This is a genomic window from Ensifer adhaerens, assembly GCF_002007205.1.
GTDB lineage: Bacteria > Pseudomonadota > Alphaproteobacteria > Rhizobiales > Rhizobiaceae > Ensifer > Ensifer adhaerens_D.
Window position 1 is genome coordinate 306,586 of record NZ_LAZS01000006.1, and the last position, 14,730, is coordinate 321,315.

Below are 14,730 nucleotides of genomic sequence, written 5' to 3' on the forward strand. Positions count from 1 at the left end.
TCGAGAGATGACTGGGGCGTCGGAAACGCCGAAATCCCGGACCTTCCGGCTGACTAATGCGCGCGGAAGGCCGGGCCAATAATTCGCTGATCGATGATCAATCGACGGTGCCGGGTCATGGTGGGCGGTTGTTTAAGGCGTTTTCCGCCTTTTGAAAAGGTCCGCCACCGCGGTAACGCCGGATTCTTTTGTCAGGCGAAGTTGAGCTTACGGTCGATGTCGCCGAGCGGCATGACGCCGGAGAGCAGCGCGCGGGCCTCGGCCTCGTCCTGTCGGATCTGCGCCACGAGCGGATCGAGGCCGTCGAACTTCAGTTCGTCGCGCAGGTGACCGAAGAAGGTCACGGCGCAGACCTCGCCGTAGAGATCGCCCGAGAAATCGAAGACGAAGGTTTCGAGCAGCGGCTCGCCGTCGCTGTCGACCGTCGGCCGGCGCCCGAAGCTTGCGACGCCATCATGAAGCGAACCGTCGGGCCGGCGAAAGCGCACGGCGTAGATGCCGGGGCGCAGCTCCACTTCGGGCGCGAGCCGCATGTTGGCCGTGGGGAAGCCGAGTTCGCGGCCAAGCTTCTTGCCCCCGATCACCTCCGCTTCGACGAGATAGCGATAACCGAGCATGCCGGCCGCCTGCGAGACATCGCCTTCTGCGAGCAGAGAACGGACATAGCTCGACGAGATCACGGATGCGTTTTCGTCACGGAAGGCATCGACGAGCGTCACGCCAAAACCATTGTCGCCGCCGGCCGCCATCAAAAAGGCGGGGCCGCCCTCGCGCCCTTTGCCGAAATGAAAATCGAAGCCGGTCACGACATGCGAGGCATGCAGCCATTCGAGCAGGATGCGGTGGATGAAATCCGACGCGGAAAGCTGCGAGAAGGTCCGGTCGAACGGATACTCGATGACGGCGCCGAAGCCCATGCCTTCAAGGATGCGCGCCTTCAGCGGCGCCGGCGTCAGCCGGAACACCGGAGTTTCCGGGCGGAAGACGGTTCGCGGATGCGGCTCGAAGGTGAGCACGAGCGCCGGCACGCCGCGTGATTTCGCCTCTTCCAGCGCACGATTGAGCACAGATTGGTGGCCACGGTGAACGCCGTCGAAATTGCCGATGGCGACGACGCCGCCGCGTAAGTGCTCCGGAAGCGGGTCACGGGTCTCGTTGCGATGAAAAACCGTCATCTCCGTCTTCCCGTCAGGCGAGCCGTGGCATCCAGTATTTCGGCGAGGCGCCCTCCTTCTTCAGGAAGGCGGCAAGCTTCGCCTCGTCGGTCCGGCTTTCGTTCATGTATTCCTGGGCGTGGATGCCGGCGCTGATATAGAGCAGATCCAGTCCCGCATCTTGCGCACCCTTGACGTCGGTCGGCATGCCGTCGCCGACGGCGATGACACGGGTGAGGTCGATTGCACCACGGGCGGCCTTCGCCTCGCTGAGCGCGGCACGATAGATCGCGATGTAGGGCTTGCCGGCAATGCGCGCTTCGCCACCCAGCTCTTCATAGAGCTTGGCGATGGCGCCGGCGCAGGGGATCAGCCGGTGGCCGCGCTCGACGACGAGGTCCGGATTGGCGCAGATGAACGGGATCTTGCGCTTGGCGAGACCCGTCAGTGTGGCACGGTAATGCTCCGGCGTTTCGGTCTCGTCATCGTAGAAGCCGGCACAGACGACCGTCTCCGCATCCTCGGAGGAAACGATCTGCGTGCCGAGACCTTCGAGCAGCGGCAGGTCGCGCTCGGCGCCGATGAAGAAGATCTTCTTGTCCGCAGCGGCGATCAGCGCGCGCGTCACGTCGCCCGAGGTAACGATCCTGTCATAGGCTTCGTCGGGCACGCCGAGGCTGCGGATCTGGACCTTCACCATCGGGCTCGGCCGCGGCGAATTGGTAATGAGCACGACGGTCAGTCCGGCGGCGCGCGCCTCGGCCAACGCCTCACAGGCGGACGCAAAGGCCTGCACACCGTTGTGAAGAACGCCCCAGACATCACACAGGACGACATCATAGCGCTTGGCGATTTCGCGAAAACTGTTGATCCTTGCGGCCATCCTGGCTTCCTGCAAACACGGTTTCCGGCTTGCATGGCAAGGAAGGCACAAGAATACAAGTCTCGCCGCCTGAAAAAGGCGCGCCCTCCCACGGATTCCGGCATTGCCCATGCGCGCGCCGTGGAAGCGGCCCTGTGCCATCTACCAAAGTTTGCCACTGACAGGGCCAGTGCCTGGCGTCGCTGCGGTTATCACCCGCAAAACCCTGCACATGTCATTTCGCGATGCCGCGCGCCCACATTTCGCCAAGAATGGCGCTAGGCTGCCCTGCGCCCCCGCCCAATGCGCTCGCCACAGGCAACTGCCGCTGGCAAAAAATCTGGGCGCCGATCCTTGACTCACCCCATACCCAGGCTTATCTCGGCATCGCTAGCACTCGACAAGAGCGAGTGCTAACACCCATCCATCGGGTCGATCAGCGATCCGTAATGTCATTTGATCGAGGGATTAGACTAATGGCAAGCACCAATTTCCGCCCGCTGCACGATCGCGTCGTCGTTCGTCGCGTCGAGTCTGAAGAGAAGACCAAGGGCGGGATCATCATTCCGGACACCGCCAAGGAAAAGCCGCAGGAAGGCGAAATCGTCGCCGTCGGTTCGGGCGCCCGTGACGAAAGCGGCAAGGTTGTTGCTCTCGACGTCAAGGCTGGCGACCGCGTTCTGTTCGGCAAGTGGTCGGGCACCGAAGTCAAGATCAACGGCGAAGACCTTCTGATCATGAAGGAAGCCGACATCATGGGCATCATCGGCTAATCAGCCGTCACTCACCCCTTTTCATGACAACCAATGGGCAATGAGCCCGGGAGTTTTCTCTAATGGCTGCAAAAGAAATCAAGTTCGGCCGCACCGCGCGCGAAAAGATGCTGCGTGGCGTCGACATCCTCGCTGACGCCGTAAAGGTCACGCTCGGCCCGAAGGGTCGTAACGTCATCATCGACAAGTCCTTCGGCGCTCCGCGCATCACCAAGGACGGCGTATCGGTTGCCAAGGAAATCGAACTCGAAGACAAGTTCGAAAACATGGGCGCCCAGATGGTCCGCGAAGTCGCTTCGAAGACCAACGACATCGCCGGCGACGGCACGACGACTGCAACCGTTCTTGCCCAGGCGATCGTTCGCGAAGGCGCCAAGGCCGTTGCTGCCGGCATGAACCCGATGGACCTGAAGCGCGGCATCGACCTCGCTGTCACCGAAGTCGTCAAGGATCTCCAGGCCAAGGCCAAGAAGATCAACACTTCGGAAGAAGTCGCACAGGTCGGCACGATCTCGGCCAACGGCGAGCGTCAGATCGGCCTCGACATTGCTGAAGCAATGCAGAAGGTCGGCAACGAAGGCGTCATCACGGTTGAAGAAGCCAAGACCGCCGAAACCGAACTCGAAGTCGTCGAAGGCATGCAGTTCGACCGCGGCTACCTGTCGCCCTACTTCGTCACCAACCCGGAAAAGATGGTCGCTGACCTCGACGACGTCTTCGTTCTCCTCCACGAGAAGAAGCTCTCGAACCTCCAGGCCATGCTCCCGGTTCTCGAAGCTGTCGTCCAGACCGGCAAGCCGCTCCTCATCATCGCTGAAGACGTCGAAGGCGAAGCTCTTGCGACCCTCGTCGTCAACAAGCTGCGCGGCGGCCTGAAGATCGCTGCCGTCAAGGCTCCGGGCTTCGGCGACCGCCGCAAGGCCATGCTCGAAGACATCGCCATCCTGACGGGCGGCACCGTGATCTCCGAAGACCTCGGCATCAAGCTCGAAAACGTCACGCTCGACATGCTCGGCCGTGCGAAGAAGGTTTCGATCTCCAAGGAAAACACGACGATCGTCGACGGCGCCGGCCAGAAGGCCGACATCGAAGGCCGCGTCGCCCAGATCAAGGCCCAGATCGAAGACACCACGTCTGACTACGACCGCGAAAAGCTGCAGGAACGTCTTGCCAAGCTCGCTGGCGGCGTTGCCGTCATCCGCGTCGGCGGCTCGACGGAAGTCGAAGTGAAGGAAAAGAAGGACCGCATCGACGACGCTCTCAACGCGACGCGCGCTGCTGTTCAGGAAGGCATCGTACCGGGCGGCGGCGTTGCCCTGCTGCGTTCCTCCGTCAAGATCACCGTCAAGGGTGCAAACGACGACCAGGAAGCCGGCATCAACATCGTTCGTCGCGCTCTGCAGGCTCCGGCCCGCCAGATCGCTGAAAACGCTGGTGACGAAGCTTCGATCGTTGTTGGCAAGATCCTTGACAAGGACCAGGACAACTTCGGCTACAACGCCCAGACCGGCGAATACGGCGACATGATCTCCATGGGCATCATCGACCCGGTCAAGGTCGTTCGCACCGCCCTTCAGGACGCAGCTTCGGTTGCCGGCCTCCTCGTCACGACGGAAGCCATGATCGCCGAGCTGCCGAAGAAGGATGCACCTGCTGGCATGCCGGGCGGCATGGGCGGCATGGGCGGCATGGACATGATGTGATAAGGCGTTAGCCTTAATCGCAGCATCGTCCATAAAGCTTCGCCCATGCACCTAGAGCGGTTCAGCGCGTCAAGCGCGCTGAACCGGCGGCATGGACATGATGTGATAAGGCGTTAGCCTTAATCGCAGCATCGTCCATAAAGCTTCGCCCATGCACCTAGAGCGGTTCAGCGCGTCAAGCGCGCTGAACGGGCGGCATGGACATGATGTGATAAAGGCGTCAGCCTTTCATAACAGATGATCCATCCGGATCGGAAAGGCGGCCCTCGGGTCGCCTTTCTTGTTTTTTATCAACGCCATTCACCGCCGGTGAAGCATCTGCCGAACAGTCGGCGCAAAAAAATCCATCGGTTGTAGTCAGGCTTCAAAAAACCGTTGAAGTCGAAAAAAAACGAACTATAACAGCGCCCCAAGTGAGCGAAGATTCAGGGGAGACTGGGCGGCAGACTTAAGGCAGGCGGGCAATCGCCAGGGCTTTTTCGTATTCGCTGCGCATCCGGAAATTCTTCGAGACCATACCTAAAGAATAAAAGTATTTAATCGCAAATTAAGCCGACACTCTCCTTCGAAATCAGTTCGTCGGCGAGACCCACTACTATCTATCGACCTTTCTACTTGAGGAAACACCCATGTCATGTGGCGTGCGCTCTCGTATTGGTCATGTCGGGCCGGATTTGCACATTGGAACGCGTTTCCCTGGGGTGTCGAAGGCGGCTCCGGGAACTCTGCTGGGGTAGACCGTGTTTAAGATCACCAGAGCAAATTCCGTTCCCCTCGGCTCTCCGGGACAGCCACACCCCGGCCTTTCGCATCATGAATTCCTGGAGCAGTTTTGCGTCTCGGAGGGGTGGTCCGGCGACCTGTCGACAGGCCTGTTCCGGCTCGGCGAGAAGGCGGCTGCCATCCATGGCCTGCGCGACGGCGAATGCGGCCTTCTGAATTTCGTGCGCTGCTACGATCCGGCCGATCGCAACCACGTGCTCGAACTGTTCGAGCAGGCGGCAACAAGCTGCTCGTCCTTCTGTTTTTCGACGACGATCGCACTGGAGGAATCCGGCCAGAAGCAGCCGCTGTTCTGCATCGGTGAATCCTCCGGCCTCGAACAGCGCTATTCCGGCATGATCACCGGCATCTTTTTCTTTCCACGCTTCCTCGTGGAAGTCGCGGGCCGCGCACTGCTGCGCCAGTAGAGCCTGTCTACGATCGCCCGCCACAGGTATGGGCTCTCGACGACAGATATCGCCGTTGCGCAACCGTCCCCAAGGGCGATTGCGCTGAACGCTGTTGGTGAAGACTTGGGCGTCAGGCTCAGGCAGCCGCCACGTCGTCCTTGCCCGAGAAGAGAACCGTGATCGGCGCCGGGCGCCCGAGCAGATAGCCCTGCGCCTCGTCGCAGCCCTCGGCCAGCAGGATGTCGAGCTGCTTCTGCGTCTCGACGCCTTCGGCAAGAACCGGCACGGACAGGCTCTGGCCGAGCGCAAGAATAGCGCGCACGATCGCCTTGGCCTGGGGGCTGCCTTCCACTTCCCACATGAAGCTGCGGTCGAGCTTGATCTTGTCGAAGGGGAAGGAGCGCAGCGTCTCAAGCGACGAGTAGCCCGTACCGAAGTCGTCGATCGCGATCGTGACGCCGAGCTCCTTGATCTGCCGCAGCGTCAGCAGCGCCCGCTCCTTGTCGTCGATGATCGTCGATTCCGTGATTTCGAGTTCCAGCCGGTTCGGGTCGAGACCCGTTTCGGCAAGCACTTCCTGCACCAGGCTGACGATATCGCCATTGGCAAGCTGGACCGGCGAAAGATTGACGGCAATCTTGTGGCTGCTTTCCCACCCTGCAGCCTCGCGGCAGGCCTCGCGCAACACCCATTCGCCGATCGGCAGGATCGCGCCGCACTCCTCGGCAAGCGGGATAAACTCGCCCGGCGGCACCATGCCGCGGTCTGGATGGCGCCAGCGCAGGAGTACCTCGTAGCCGATGACAGCGCCGCTCATCACCGATTTCTGCACCTGATAGTGCAGGGCAAGTTGCTTCTTTTCAATCGCGTCCCAGAGATCGTTGGCAAGGGCGCGCCGCTGGCGGGCGGCCTCGTCCATCGACACCTCGTAGAAGCAGACGGTCTGGTTGAGCGCAGCCTTCGCCCGGTACATGGCAAGGTCCGCATTGTTGATCAGCGTATCGGCCGTCTCCGCATCCTGCGGATAGATAGCGACGCCCATGCTGCCGCCGGACTTGAGCTCGAAATCGCCAAAGCGCATTTCCTCGTGCAGGCTCTTCTCGATCCGGCGCAGGAAGTCGTTGAGCTCGGAAAGTTCCTCGAAGCGCTTGACCGCCGCGAACTCGTCGCCACCAAAGCGCGCCACGAACTCGCCTTCCTGCAGCAGGCCCTTCATGCGCTGGGCGATCGTCACCAGCACGAAATCGCCGGCGGCGTGGCCGTGCAGGTCGTTGACTTCCTTGAACTTGTTGAGGTCGATGCCGATGACCGCGACCTTGCGGTTGAACCAGGCAGCCGCGTCCAGTTCCTCTTCGAGGTAGCTGCTGAACTGCAACCGGTTCGGCAGCCCCGTCAGGCTGTCGTGGCGGGCAAGGAAGGTAATCTGCTCCTCGGTGTCCAGTCGCTCGGTGATGTCCTCGTAGGTGCTGACCCAGCCGCCGTCGGGCAGCGTGCGGTGCTTGGTCAGGATCGAGCGGCCGTTGACCAGCTTCTCGACGATATCGCCGCCGCCGTTGCCGACCATTTCGACCCGGTGCTTCTGATAGAGTTCCTCGGCCTTGGCCCGCGCCATCTCCGGATCGGTGTAGATGCGGGCAAAGACGATGTCGAGGATTTCGCGGAAGGTCAGCCCCTGGCCGGCGAGCGTCTCGGAGAAGCCGAAGATCTCGCGGCAGCGTCGGTTCGACAGCAACAGCCGGTCGCCGCTGTCGAACAGGCAGATACCCTGCGACATGTTTTCGAGCGCGACATCGAGATTGTTGCTGACCTCGGTGATGCGGTCGGCGTCCAGCTTCGCCTTGGTGATGTCCTTGACGATCTTGATGAAACCGGCGTGCTTGCCGTCGTCGTCCATGAACGGGTCGAGCACCACGTGAGCCCAGAAGCGCGACCCGTCCTTGCGGTAGCGCCAGCCTTCGTTTTCGAACTTTCCGTCTGCGAGCGCCACCTCGAGTGCCCGTTGCGGCACCCCGTCTCGCTGATCCTCCTGCGAGTAGAAGCAGGCGAAATTCTTGCCGACGATGTCCTCGGCGCTATAGCCCTTGTTGGCCTCGGCGCCGGCGTTCCAGCTCGCGACGCGGCCGTCGGTGTCGAGCATGTAGATCGCATAGTCCTTTACGCTGCGCACGAAGCGGGCGAATTCGCGTTCCGCCGCCGCGGCGGAAAGCTCGGCGTGATGAGCGAAGCCGGCGGCAATCAGCACCATCGACAGCAGGAAGAAGGCGGTCCCGGCAATGACGAAGGCAAGCAAGTGCGGCTGGATCATGCCGCTATCGGTCGTAGAGAGCAGGTCGGCCTCGATCGTTACTGCGCCCATGGCCGTGAAATGCAGCGCGACGATCCCGAGCGTCATCAGCAAGGTGGCCAGAACCTTCGCCTTCAGCGGTTTGCCGACGCGAGCGATCATGTGCAGGGCAGCGATATCGAACAACGAGCCGGCAACCACGGAGGTGACGACCAGCGTCGCATCCCAGCGGATGCTGCCGGGCACGTCGAGCGCCGCCATGCCAAGAAAATGCATGCAGGCGACGCCGCCGCCGAGAACGAACCCGCCAACAATCCAGCCGAGGCGGTCCTGGACATGGGTCGCGATCAACAGGGCTGTCGTGGTCAGGATGATGGCAACCGCCAGCGACAGGCCGGTGAGGTCCATCTGGTAACCGAGGACGACGCCGGGGTCATAGGCGAGCATGGCGATAAAGTGGGTCGCCCAGATGCCGAAGCCGCTGGCGATGCCCGCAGCCGTTGCCCAGATCGCCTTTGCCTTGCCGGAGGAACCGCGGGCACGCTGCAGAAGCGTAACCGCTCCGTAGCTCGCAAGGAAGCAGACAAGCGCTGCCAAAACGACCAGTCTGGGATTATGCTCCACCACCAGGCATGTAAGAACCTTGAACATCGCCAATCGCCTAAATAAAAACTGCCGGGAAACGAGACCTCTCGCCTCCAGTTAAGCGACCTGTGTTGGCGTCAGGTGACTTAAGGAAGTGATAAATCGTCGCTCCGCCGGGCAATTGCCCGGCAAGACAGTGATTTCGTCGTTAATGAATTTTGAAGCGGCGCCACCTGCAAGTTGCAGTGGGCACGCAGCGCTGCCAGGCGTGGGTCGGCGGCTTAAGGCTGCGCCAGCAACGCCTTGAGGTCTGATTGCGGGTCGGCAATGACGGTGCGATCGGGATTGATGCCGGTTTCGAGCAGCTTCTTGCCGGTGACATAGGCCTTGGCGTCATTGATCGCATCGACGGCCAGCAACCGCCCCTGCTTGAAGTACCAGACCGACACGCTGCCTTCGCGCTGCCCGGGCCTGACGATAGTTTCGTCATGACCGAGACCAAATCCGGCGATCTGCAGCTTGACGTCGTACTGGTCCGACCAGAACCACGGCTTGGGATCGTAAGGAGCGTCGCTGCCGGCAAGGATGGCGGCGACCGCTTCGGCCTGATCGACGGCATTCTGTACCGATTCCAGCCGGATGCGCAGGTCCCCCCAGGGAAGAACGGCACAATCGCCCATCGCGAAGACCGCCGGATCGGATGTGCGGCCATGCGCGTCGACGACGATCCCGCCGGCGGTATCCAGCCCGGCGTCGTGCGCAAGGCGATCATTGGCGGTGACGCCGATGCCGACGATGACAACGTCGACCGGCAGGCTCGAGCCGTCGGAAAGTTCCGCTGCGGTCACGCGGCCATTTTCACCGACGAGACGATTGAGGCCTGTGCCCTCGCGGATATCGACGCCGCGGCTGCTGTGAATGTCCCGTACAAGACCTGAGGTGGCGGCGGAGGCAACGCGCTGCAGGATGCGGTCGGCCATTTCGATGACCGTGACTTCGAGGCCGCAAGTGCGCGCGACGGCGGCTGCTTCGAGACCGATGTAACCGCCGCCGATGACGAGGGCACGGCGGTCGGGCTTCATCTCCTCGGCGAGGCGGTCGGCATCCCTAAAGTCGCGCACGACGAAGACGCCATTAAGATCGCCGCCGACGGAAGCCGGTAACCGCCGTGGCGTCGCGCCGGTGGCAAAGGCCAGCACCTCGTAATCGAGCGACGTGCCGTCGCTGAGCGAGACGCGCTTGCCGGCGCGATCAAGCCCGGTCACTGTCGTTTCGAGGCGCACATCGACATAGTGCTCGCCGTACCAGGCTTCGGGCCGGTAGAGCAGCCGGTCGAGGCTCATCTCGCGCAACAGGTACTTCTTCGAGAGCGGCGGGCGCTGGTATGGCAGGCTTGCCTCGGAGGCGACGATCGTGATCGGCCGCTCGTCCTTCAGCGCGCGCAGCTTCGCAACCAGAGCAAAGGCGGCCTGACCGCCTCCAACAACAACAAGCCTTCCCGACACGCTTCCCACCTGCTTTTAATCGTCTGTACAACAAGGCCTAGCCTTGCGCCTGCGCTTCGTCAACTCAGGCACAGGGCAACAAGGATTGCTATTCCTTGCACGGCACGTCCATGTCCTTTAGAGCCGCCGGACGCGACAGGCCGCGCTCGACCCAGGCCATCACGTTCGGAAAGCTCTTGTAGTCGAGCACCTCGGCGCCACCATAAAACCGGCGGGCGCCTTCGACCCAAGGGTAGGTGGCGATGTCGGCGATCGTGTAGTCGTCGCCCATCAGCCATTGCCGTCCTTCGAGGCGCGCTTCGAGTACGCCAAGCAGACGCCTCGCCTCGTCGCGGTAGCGCTCGACGGGATAGGAATTGTTGGCGACCTTGTCGGCGGCAAACTTGAAGAAATGGCCAAACTGGCCGAACATCGGGCCGACGCCGCCCATCTGGAACATAACCCAGGAGATCGTCTCGTAGCGAGCCGCCGCATCGACCGGCAGCAGCTTGCCGGTCTTTTCGGCCAGATAGATCAGGATCGCCCCGGACTCGAACAGACCGATCGGCTTTCCATCCGGACCGTTGGGGTCGATGATCGCGGGAATGCGACCGTTCGGGTTGAGCGAGACGAACTCCGGCGATTTCTGATCATTGGTGTCAAAGGCGATGCGGTGCGGTTCGTAGGGCAGGCCCAGCTCTTCGAGCGCGATCGAAACCTTCACGCCGTTCGGCGTCGGCAGCGAATACAGCTGGATGATGTCAGGGTTTTTCGCCGGCCAACGCTTGGTGATCGGAAAGGCGGACAGATCGGCCATGAAGGTCTCCTGGAACGGAACAGCGGGATACGGCAAGGACGCCGTGCGCATGACTTACATAGGAGCGGAGGGCTCGCCTTTTGAGGGCCCTACTTTATTTTTGTAACCGCATGGCCACCAGACACGCCGAAACCTGCCCTGCCCCGTTCGCAGCGTCAGACAACGCCACGAACGGCCGCGATAATCCTTGCCACGACCGGATCACCGTCATGGGCCGCCTTACGTGCCCGCACCAGGCAGGCCTCGGAACGCAGGATCACGCCGTCGGTCAGGATCTTCAGATGATTTGCCTTCAGTGTCGAACCGGTCGAAGTGATGTCGACGATGATGTCGGCCGACCCGGACGCCGGTGCTCCCTCGGTGGCGCCGAGGCTCTCGACGATGCGGTAGAGCTGGATGCCGTGGCTGCCCGAGAAATGGTTCTGCGTCAGCCGCCAGTATTTGGTGGCGATCGCCAGACGGCGGCCATGGCGGGCGCGGAAATCGGCGGCGACGTCGCCGAGGTCGGCCATGGTGTCGACGTCGTACCAGACCTCCGGCACGGCGACGACGACATCGGCATGGCCAAAGCCGAGGCGGGCACAGAACTCGACGCGGGCATCCGCATTGGCAAGCCCTTCACGCACCAGATCCTCGCCGGTAACGCCGAAATCGATCGAGCCGTTGCCGAGTTCGCGCGAAATTTCCGACGCCGAGAGGAACGCGATCTCCACATCGTCGGCGCCTTCGACCCGGCCGCGATAGGAACGGTCGTTGCCGACGGCGACGATCTTCATTCCGGCGCGTTCGAAAATCGCCGAAGCGTCATCCTTCATCCGCCCCTTGGACGGCAGCGCGATGGTGATGGTCATTGAGCGCCCCCTTCAGAGGCAATCGCCTTTTCGATGCGGTCGAGCCAGAGCGAGAAGCCGACGGCCGGGATATGCTCGCGGGCGCCGAGCAGGGTCAGCAGCCGGTCGAAGCGGCCGCCGCCGGCGAGAACAGCATGCGAGCCGGCAAGCTCGACCTCGAAAACGAGGCCGGTGTAATAGTCGAGCGGACGACCGAAAGCCGAACGATAGCGAATGGCGCCGATCTCGGCACCGGTCTTGGAAAGTGCCGAGACACGGGCATCGAAGCGGGTAAGCGCATCATCGATCTTGAGGCCGGATTTCTGCGCGAAGGCGAAGAGTGCGGCGGGTGCATCGGCAAGCGGTACGTCGAGCGCCAGGAACGCGGCGACGTGATCCAGCGTCCTGCGGTCGAGCCGCGTGTTCGCCAGTTCCATCTTCTCCTTCAGCCGGCGCGCGATGTCCTCAGGCGAGCGGCTGGCATTGGTCGAGTAGCCGGTCGCTTCCATCGTTGCGGCGACATGAGCGACGAGACGGTCCTCGTCCTCAAGCAGGCCATCCATCGACAGCCGTACCACTTCGGGACCGAAGACGCCGACCGTCCGCGGATGCGCCAGTTCGGTCAAGAGCTTCTGCAGATGCTTCTGGTCGCCGAAGGCGTGGATCAGCCGCTTCTGCCAGCCGGCGGGCAGACCGCAAGCGCCGACAACGGCTTCGAACACGGCTTGGTCGCCAAGCGTCACGCTGAGGTGCCGGCCCGGCAGCCGGTTGGCGACGATGCGCATCGCGTCTGAAACGGCGCGCGCATCGGCTGCCGCCGTGTCGGTATCGCCAAGGTCCTCGATGCCGGCCTGGTAGAACTCGTTGCCGCCTTCGCGGCGCTGGCGGAAGACCTCACCGAGATAGGCGTAGCGCTTGGGCGTGCCGGTGACCGCCTCGATATGGCGCAGGCAGACGGGAATGGTGAATTCGGGGCGCAGGCAGAGGCTCTCGCCGGTCTCGCTCTCGGTCATGAAGATCCGGCGCCGCAGATCCTCGCCGGCCATGGCGAGGAACGGCTCGGCCGGCTGGATCACCGGGGTGTCGACGCGCAGGGTGCCGAGGCTTTCGAAGTCGGCAAGCAGTTCGTCGGCAAAGACAGGCAGGTTGATGAGGGCCATGACCGTCAGCCCCTTGCCCGATCCTCGGCCTGTGCGGCCAGCATCTCACGCACCTTCTCGACCAGTTCGGCCGTGGGCACGGAAACCTGGGCCACACGCGCTTCGCGCCAGGCCGCATTGTCCTCGATCTCACCCGACAGGCGCTTGCCCTCGATCAGATCCTTGATCTGCACGAGGCCGGCAGCGCGCTCATCGCCGCCCTGGATGATGGCGAGCGGCGAGCCGCGGCGGTCGGCATATTTCAGCTGGTCGCCAAAGTTCTTCTTGTTGCCCTGGTACATTTCAGCGCGGATGCCGGCATGGCGCAGCTGCTGCACGAAACGCTGGTAGTGGCCCATGCTGTCGATGTCGCGGTCCATGACGCAGACGACAACAGGGGCGAGCACATCCGAGGCACCGAGCTTGCCGAGATTTTTCAGCGCCGTCATCAGGCGGGAAACGCCGATCGAGAAGCCGGTTGCCGGCACCGGCTGACCCATGAAGCGCGAAACGAGACCGTCGTAGCGTCCACCGCCGCCAACCGAACCGAAGACGACCTTCTCGCCCTTCTCGTTGGTGACGGCAAACTGCAGTTCGGCCTCGAAGACCGGGCCGGTGTAATACTCGAGACCACGAACGACCGAAGGATCGATCTTGATGCGGTCGGCCTCGTAGCCGGCGCTCAAGACGAGGCTGCGGATCGTGTTCAGTTCCTCGACGCCTTCGCCGCCCTTGGACGTACCGGTGACGAGGGCTGCGAGATCGGCGGCGCTTTCCGCATAGTCCTTGATGCCGACGAAGAAGAGCACCTTGTCGATCTGCTCGGGGCTGAGGCCAGCGCCCTTGGTGAAGTCGCCGCTCTCATCCTTGCGGCCTTCGCCGAGCAAGAGCCGGACGCCTTCTGGGCCGAACTTGTCGAGCTTGTCGATGGCGCGCAGCACCGTCAGGCGGGCATTGACCTTGTCGTCGCCGCCAAGGCCGATCGCCTCCATGACGCCGTCGAGAACCTTGCGGTTGTTAACGCGGATCACGTAGTCACCACGCGCGATGCCAAGGGCTTCCATGGTGTCGGCCATCATCATGCACATTTCGGCATCCGCCTGGACGCCGGCGGCACCGACCGTATCGGCATCGAACTGCATGAACTGGCGGAAGCGGCCCGGTCCCGGCTTCTCGTTGCGGAAGACATGGCCGGCGCGATAGGTGCGGAACGGCAGTTGGATCTCGTTGAAGTTCTCGGCGACGTGACGGGCGAGCGGCGCGGTCAGGTCGTAGCGCAGCGACATCCACTGGTCGTCGTCGTCCGTCAGCGAAAAGACGCCCTCGTTCGGCCGGTCGCTGTCGGGCAGGAACTTGCCGAGCGCGTCGGTATATTCGAACAGCGGCGTTTCGACCGGATCGAAACCATAGTGCTCGTAGACCGCCCGGATCTTGCCGATCATTTCGTCCGTCGCACGGATATCGGCGGCGGAGCGATCGACGAAGCCGCGCGGAAGACGCGCCTTGAGCTTCTGCGGTTTCTTCTGTTTCTCGGTCATGGGAGCATTCCGGACTGTCTCGTGTTGGCTGCTTTCCCTATCGGATCAAGTGGGGGGCGGCAAGGGTTTGCACCGTGCAAACCGTTCGCCCGGGCCATACGCAGGAGCTTTGCGCTCAAGCCGGACGCGGATGGACTTCACGTCGTCGGGATCTACGCATCGCATCGCGACGCACCAGCGAGGACTTGACCTCAACCATAAGACGCATTAGGCGATATACAATCACTAAAAGTTTATCACCTGCCCGATCGATGACGTTCCGCCCACACCGGTGATCGGCTATCTTCGCGGCTAAGGACCGAATACCCGCAAACGAGTTCTCAATGCAATGACTGCATCCGGAAGCACTCCAATGGCAAACAACGCATCGAACCGCCTTGCGGCAGTGA

Annotated in this window: 11 protein-coding genes; 3 read left to right on the plus strand and 8 right to left on the minus strand. The window is 62.4% G+C overall.

What is annotated here, in order from left to right; genetic code table 11:
- Positions 1–191: 191 nt before the first annotated feature.
- Both XB14_RS14140 and XB14_RS14145 read right to left on the minus strand, forming a co-directional pair.
- Complete coding sequence (locus XB14_RS14140; RefSeq protein ID WP_077962241.1) at positions 192–1,175, minus strand: bifunctional riboflavin kinase/FAD synthetase; 984 nt, start codon at positions 1,173–1,175, stop codon at positions 192–194.
- 13 nt (positions 1,176–1,188) lie between these two features.
- Entirely contained in the window at positions 1,189–2,037 is an 849-nt protein-coding gene (locus XB14_RS14145) for a TIGR01459 family HAD-type hydrolase (protein WP_077962242.1), read from the minus strand.
- Positions 2,038–2,492: 455 nt separating this feature from the next.
- Between XB14_RS14145 and groES the strand changes: the two genes are divergently transcribed.
- The 3 genes from groES (at position 2,493) to XB14_RS14160 (ending at position 5,682) form a co-directional block, all read left to right on the plus strand.
- A complete protein-coding gene (groES, locus tag XB14_RS14150; RefSeq protein WP_004675403.1) occupies positions 2,493–2,789 on the plus strand; it encodes a co-chaperone GroES in 297 nt (98 codons plus the stop codon).
- Positions 2,790–2,851: 62 nt separating this feature from the next.
- Positions 2,852–4,492, plus strand: coding sequence for a chaperonin GroEL (gene groL / locus XB14_RS14155; RefSeq protein WP_034800965.1), 1,641 nt, complete (start codon positions 2,852–2,854; stop codon positions 4,490–4,492).
- Positions 4,493–5,232: 740 nt separating this feature from the next.
- Positions 5,233–5,682: a hypothetical protein gene (locus tag XB14_RS14160; RefSeq protein WP_077962243.1), complete on the plus strand. Its 450-nt coding sequence runs from the start codon at positions 5,233–5,235 to the stop codon at positions 5,680–5,682.
- Between the two features lie 118 nt (positions 5,683–5,800).
- Here the strand turns inward: XB14_RS14160 and XB14_RS14165 are convergent, their stop codons facing one another.
- The 6 genes from XB14_RS14165 to hisS all read right to left on the minus strand — a co-directional run bounded on the left by XB14_RS14165 (position 5,801) and on the right by hisS (position 14,341).
- Positions 5,801–8,599 (minus strand): EAL domain-containing protein, encoded by a 2,799-nt coding sequence (locus XB14_RS14165; RefSeq protein ID WP_077962244.1) that lies wholly within the window; start codon positions 8,597–8,599, stop codon positions 5,801–5,803.
- Positions 8,600–8,814: 215 nt separating this feature from the next.
- A complete protein-coding gene (locus tag XB14_RS14170) occupies positions 8,815–10,038 on the minus strand; it encodes an NAD(P)/FAD-dependent oxidoreductase (protein ID WP_077962245.1) in 1,224 nt (407 codons plus the stop codon).
- Between the two features lie 88 nt (positions 10,039–10,126).
- Positions 10,127–10,834: a glutathione binding-like protein gene (locus XB14_RS14175; protein ID WP_077962246.1), complete on the minus strand. Its 708-nt coding sequence runs from the start codon at positions 10,832–10,834 to the stop codon at positions 10,127–10,129.
- Between the two features lie 155 nt (positions 10,835–10,989).
- Positions 10,990–11,685, minus strand: a complete 696-nt coding sequence (hisG, locus tag XB14_RS14180; RefSeq protein WP_077962247.1) for an ATP phosphoribosyltransferase — start codon at positions 11,683–11,685, stop codon at positions 10,990–10,992.
- Entirely contained in the window at positions 11,682–12,824 is a 1,143-nt protein-coding gene (locus XB14_RS14185) for an ATP phosphoribosyltransferase regulatory subunit (protein WP_077962248.1), read from the minus strand. The genes hisG and XB14_RS14185 overlap by 4 nt, the downstream gene beginning before the upstream one ends.
- A 5-nt stretch (positions 12,825–12,829) precedes the next feature.
- Entirely contained in the window at positions 12,830–14,341 is a 1,512-nt protein-coding gene (hisS, locus tag XB14_RS14190) for a histidine--tRNA ligase (RefSeq protein ID WP_077962249.1), read from the minus strand.
- Between the last annotated feature and the right edge of the window lie 389 nt (positions 14,342–14,730).

What these genes read in the sequence shown, in the direction of transcription:
- XB14_RS14140 (WP_077962241.1), bottom strand. Translation starts at nt 1,175, where the DNA reads ATGACGGTTTTTCATCGCAACGAGACCCGTGACCCGCTTCCGGAGCAC.
- XB14_RS14145 (WP_077962242.1), bottom strand. Translation starts at nt 2,037, where the DNA reads ATGGCCGCAAGGATCAACAGTTTTCGCGAAATCGCCAAGCGCTATGAT.
- groES (WP_004675403.1), top strand. Translation starts at nt 2,493, where the DNA reads ATGGCAAGCACCAATTTCCGCCCGCTGCACGATCGCGTCGTCGTTCGT.
- groL (WP_034800965.1), top strand. Translation starts at nt 2,852, where the DNA reads ATGGCTGCAAAAGAAATCAAGTTCGGCCGCACCGCGCGCGAAAAGATG.
- XB14_RS14165 (WP_077962244.1), bottom strand. Translation starts at nt 8,599, where the DNA reads ATGTTCAAGGTTCTTACATGCCTGGTGGTGGAGCATAATCCCAGACTG.
- XB14_RS14175 (WP_077962246.1), bottom strand. Translation starts at nt 10,834, where the DNA reads ATGGCCGATCTGTCCGCCTTTCCGATCACCAAGCGTTGGCCGGCGAAA.
- hisG (WP_077962247.1), bottom strand. Translation starts at nt 11,685, where the DNA reads ATGACCATCACCATCGCGCTGCCGTCCAAGGGGCGGATGAAGGATGAC.
- XB14_RS14185 (WP_077962248.1), bottom strand. Translation starts at nt 12,824, where the DNA reads ATGGCCCTCATCAACCTGCCTGTCTTTGCCGACGAACTGCTTGCCGAC.
- hisS (WP_077962249.1), bottom strand. Translation starts at nt 14,341, where the DNA reads ATGACCGAGAAACAGAAGAAACCGCAGAAGCTCAAGGCGCGTCTTCCG.